2 protein-coding genes are annotated in these 3767 nt (G+C 67.6%); both read left to right on the top strand.

Translation table 11 applies throughout. The annotated features are described in order from the left end of the window. A partial coding sequence (locus VXC91_RS43380) for a transposase (protein ID WP_329512857.1) occupies positions 1–778 on the top strand: 778 nt, incomplete at its 5' end. 346 nt (positions 779–1124) lie between these two features. Then, on the top strand, positions 1125–3296 hold the full coding sequence (locus tag VXC91_RS43375) for a TerD family protein (RefSeq protein ID WP_329512856.1): 2172 nt from the start codon (positions 1125–1127) through the stop codon (positions 3294–3296). The last annotated feature ends 471 nt before the right edge of the window (positions 3297–3767 follow it).

Here is a 3767-nt window from a genome sequence, read left to right as displayed (position 1 = left end):
TTTCCAGCGGCTGCGGACCACGCTGCGCGAGTACTTCCCCGCCGCTCTGTCCGCCTATGCGGACCTGGAACTGACCAGCACAGACGCTCTGGAACTGCTGATCAAGGCGCCCACCCCGGCAGCCGGGGCAAAGCTGACCCGTTCCCAGATCACCGCCGTCCTGGCCCGTCATCGCAGCCACAACCGCGAGGCGAAGGCGAACACGATCCAGACCGCCCTGCGTCAGCCGCAACTCGGCCTGCCCGAGCCGGTCACCACCGCCTACGCGGCCGCGGCCACCGCTCACGCACGGCTGATCATCGCGCTGAACGAACAGATAGCCGCGATGGAAGTGCAGGTGAAGGCCCATTTTCTCGCGCACCCGGACGCTGAGATCTACCTCTCGATGCCCGGCATCGCGGAGATCACCGGCGCCCGGGTGCTCGCCGAGTTCGGAGACGACCCCACCCGTTACACGTCGGCGAAGGCCCGCAAGAACTACGCCGGCACCAGCCCCGTGACCCGGGCCTCCGGAAAGAGCCACACCGTCCAGGCCCGCTACGTCCGCAGCAACCGCCTTGCCGACGCCCTCCAGCGCCAGGCGTTCGCCGCCCTGCGGGCTTCACCCGGCGCCCGCCGCTACTACGACAAACAACGAGCACGCGAGGCCGGCTACAACCCCGCCCTCCGCCAGCTCGGCAACCGCCTCGTCGGCATCCTTCACGGTTGCCTCAAAACCCGCACCCACTACGACGAAGCGACCGCATGGTCGCACCACGCCCAACCCCAAGCCGCTTGACACCAAACGACATGGGGTGTCTGACCAGGGAACAGCTCGATGCGCTCGAAGCACTCGACATGCGCTGGACCTGACCACCAGTGCACCTCGACCGTCGACGCGTCGACGTCCCCTAGGCCCTCCTACGCGACAACCGCCCCTTCACGACCCTGCCAGTTGCCGTCGCAGGACCTTGACCGGGTCATTAAGAAGTCATCTCATTTGGTCCGGGACGTTAGTCTAAGGGCTGTCCCGCAACTGTCGCTCGCGGGTGAGATGATCTTGCTGTGGCAGGTGTGGTCACAGCGTCGATGCGCGTATAAAAACTCCTGTGCACCGGCTCGTGCACCTCTGCGATCATCCCCGAATGGCGCACAGTCTCGAATCGCTGGTCATCCGGCACACCCACCGCCTTTCCTCCCCCAAGGGCTCCGCCGGGGAAGGAGCTATCGCCGCACGGCAGTTCGACGCGGCGCTGACATCCGTGGGCTTCAAGCTCTCGGCGGAGCTGCTGGAGCGGCTGTCGGGGCTGTCCGAGGCCTCGGTCGTGCACACCGCCAAGCGGACGCTGCGCACCGTGAGCGAGATGGTGGGCGACCACGTCCGGCACAACTCGTACTTCATCGACTTCCCGGCGAACGTGCCAGACACCGAAGAGTTCTGGATGCAGTGCGTGGCGAAAGCGCTCAGCGACGAGAAGTCGCGCGAGAACGTGCTGACGCAGCTGGGGCGTGGGGTGCTGGACCTGCTCAGCCTCCCCACGTACGGCCGGTACCAGCACACCTACGAGGAAATGCTCGCAGCGCAGGACAACCTGATCGCCTCGGCAGGCGATCGGGTCACCGTCCTGCATCTCGGCCGGGACCTGGACGACGAACTCACTGACCTGTACCTGGCCCTGGCCGGCAGCACGACCCCGCTGGGCGAGGACGACCTGCGCGACCTCAAGGCCCTCGCCGAGCGGTGCGCGCTCGGCCCCCAGCCGGAGGCGATCCCGGTCCGGGAGAACCGGGCGGTCATCAACGAGGCCCGGCTCGGCGTCAAAGCGGACCTCCTCCTCGACACCGTCACCGATGTGCTGCGGCTGGCCTGCGCGCTGTCGGGCGGCGACGTGACGCTGCAGGAGCCGACCCGGTTTCGGGCGCTGTCGCGGCCGCTGCGCCGGGGACTGCTCGCGGGTCTCGACGCCGTGGTCGCGGCGAACCCCGCGAAGCTCGCCGATGTGCACGCGCACCGGGAGCCCTTCAAGCGGCTCGGCGAGCGCCTGCACCCGCACGAGTACCCGCGCTGGCCGCACGCCGCCGATGTGTTCGCAGTCGCGCGGGGCGAGAAACAGGCACGGTCCTTCGACAGCCGGATCGAGAAGCTGCTCGACGCGTTTGACGTCCTCGGTGCGGTGAAGCTGCTGAAGACCGCTCCCGGCAAGCTGTTCCGCGCTCTGGACCTCCTGCTGCGCATCGCCGCCGACCAGGAGGAACGGGACGCGGTGGTGGCCGCCGCGGTGCAGGTCGCTCCCGACGTCTCCGGCCGGGTCGTGCTCTCGGTGCGCGAGCATCTCCACAACCGGGCACGTGAGAGCGACGAACCCCGGATCTTCGTCAACCGCCGGGGCCGCGCCTGGGTGACCCCCGACTTCCGACCGCCGGTACCGGCCGCCGACCGCGATCGTCTGATCGCCGCCCTCGACGCCGAGATGCGTCGTCGGCTCCCGGCGCCAGGCCGGCTGCTGCTCGACCCCGATGTCCTCGACGTGGCGCTTCCGCTCAGCGGCCGGGCAACCGCGGCCGGGCTCGGCGTACTCCCGCGAGGGTCGATCTCCGCGGTCGACGGCGAACAGCTGCGCTTCTTCGTGTACTGGAAAGAGACCAAGGACCGGACCGACTACGACCTGTCGGCGCTGCTTCTCCACACCGACTACAGCACCGATTCCTGGCTCTCCTACACGTCCCTCAAGGCCGTCGGGGGCGAGCATTCGGGCGACATCACCCAGGCGCCCGACGGGGCCTCGGAGTTCATCAGCCTGTCCCTGGACCGAGTGCGCAGCACATTCATCGTTCCGCAGGTCAACATCTACGCCGGCGAAAGCTTCGAGGAGGTCGAGGAATCGTTCTTCGGCTTCATGCTGCGCGACGGTGAGCACAAGGGCCGGCCGTTCGAGCCGCGCACAGTGCGGATGAAGTCGGAGCTGCGTGGGGTGGGCCGGGTGGCGCTGCCGCTGGTGTTCCAGCGCGGGGACGACGGCCGGTGGCGCGCGAAGTGGCTGCACCTTTATCTGAAGGGCATCTCGTCGGCCAACCGGGTCGAGGAGAACCAGGTATCCGTGTCGAAGGTGGTGCGCGCCATCGTGGAGCGCGAGCAGTTGACGGTGGGGTACCTGATCGACCTGATGTCCGGCGACACCACGACCGTGGACCTGTGGGACGGCGAGCCGGTCCCGGACGAGCCCGTCATGTACATCGGCCTCGAACGTCCCGAGGGACTGCATCCGGACTCACGGATCATCACCCTCGAAAATCTGCGCGACTTGATCCCGGGCTGAGTGCTAGCGTTGCCCACGGCGAGGCCATGAAGGGGCTTCCTTCTCAACTCCTTTCCTGAAACGAGTCCTTTCGCTTTCCTCGCCGTTGACTTCGACTGGGAGGCGCCCGCTCGGCGCCTCCCAGTTTTCGTATGCGCCGGTACCCCAACACCCGGGAAAACCAAGATGATGGGGTACCGGGTCGACTGCCCCGCGTCGAAGCCCTCCGCAACGAGCACCGCCGTCGACAGCAGCAACTGGACCAGCCCGCCGAACAGACCTCGCCCGGCGCCCCGCCGCCTGCCTGAGCCAATGCAGGCCGATGCGACTGGCCGCCGGAATCGATGGTGCGACTTACCACCCAGGCGAGTGAGCTTGAAGCAGGGTTCCGTACGGCCCTCCACAGCAGCCGGTAATTGTTTGCCTCAGGATTTCGCCGGGAATGTGCGGGTGCCCACTCCTTCACGAGTCCACACAACCCCCGATGGTCAC

The sequence above is a fragment of the Streptomyces chiangmaiensis genome (assembly GCF_036281785.1).
Lineage (GTDB): Bacteria > Actinomycetota > Actinomycetes > Streptomycetales > Streptomycetaceae > Streptomyces > Streptomyces chiangmaiensis.
This window is presented reverse-complemented; position numbering and strand designations above follow the sequence as displayed.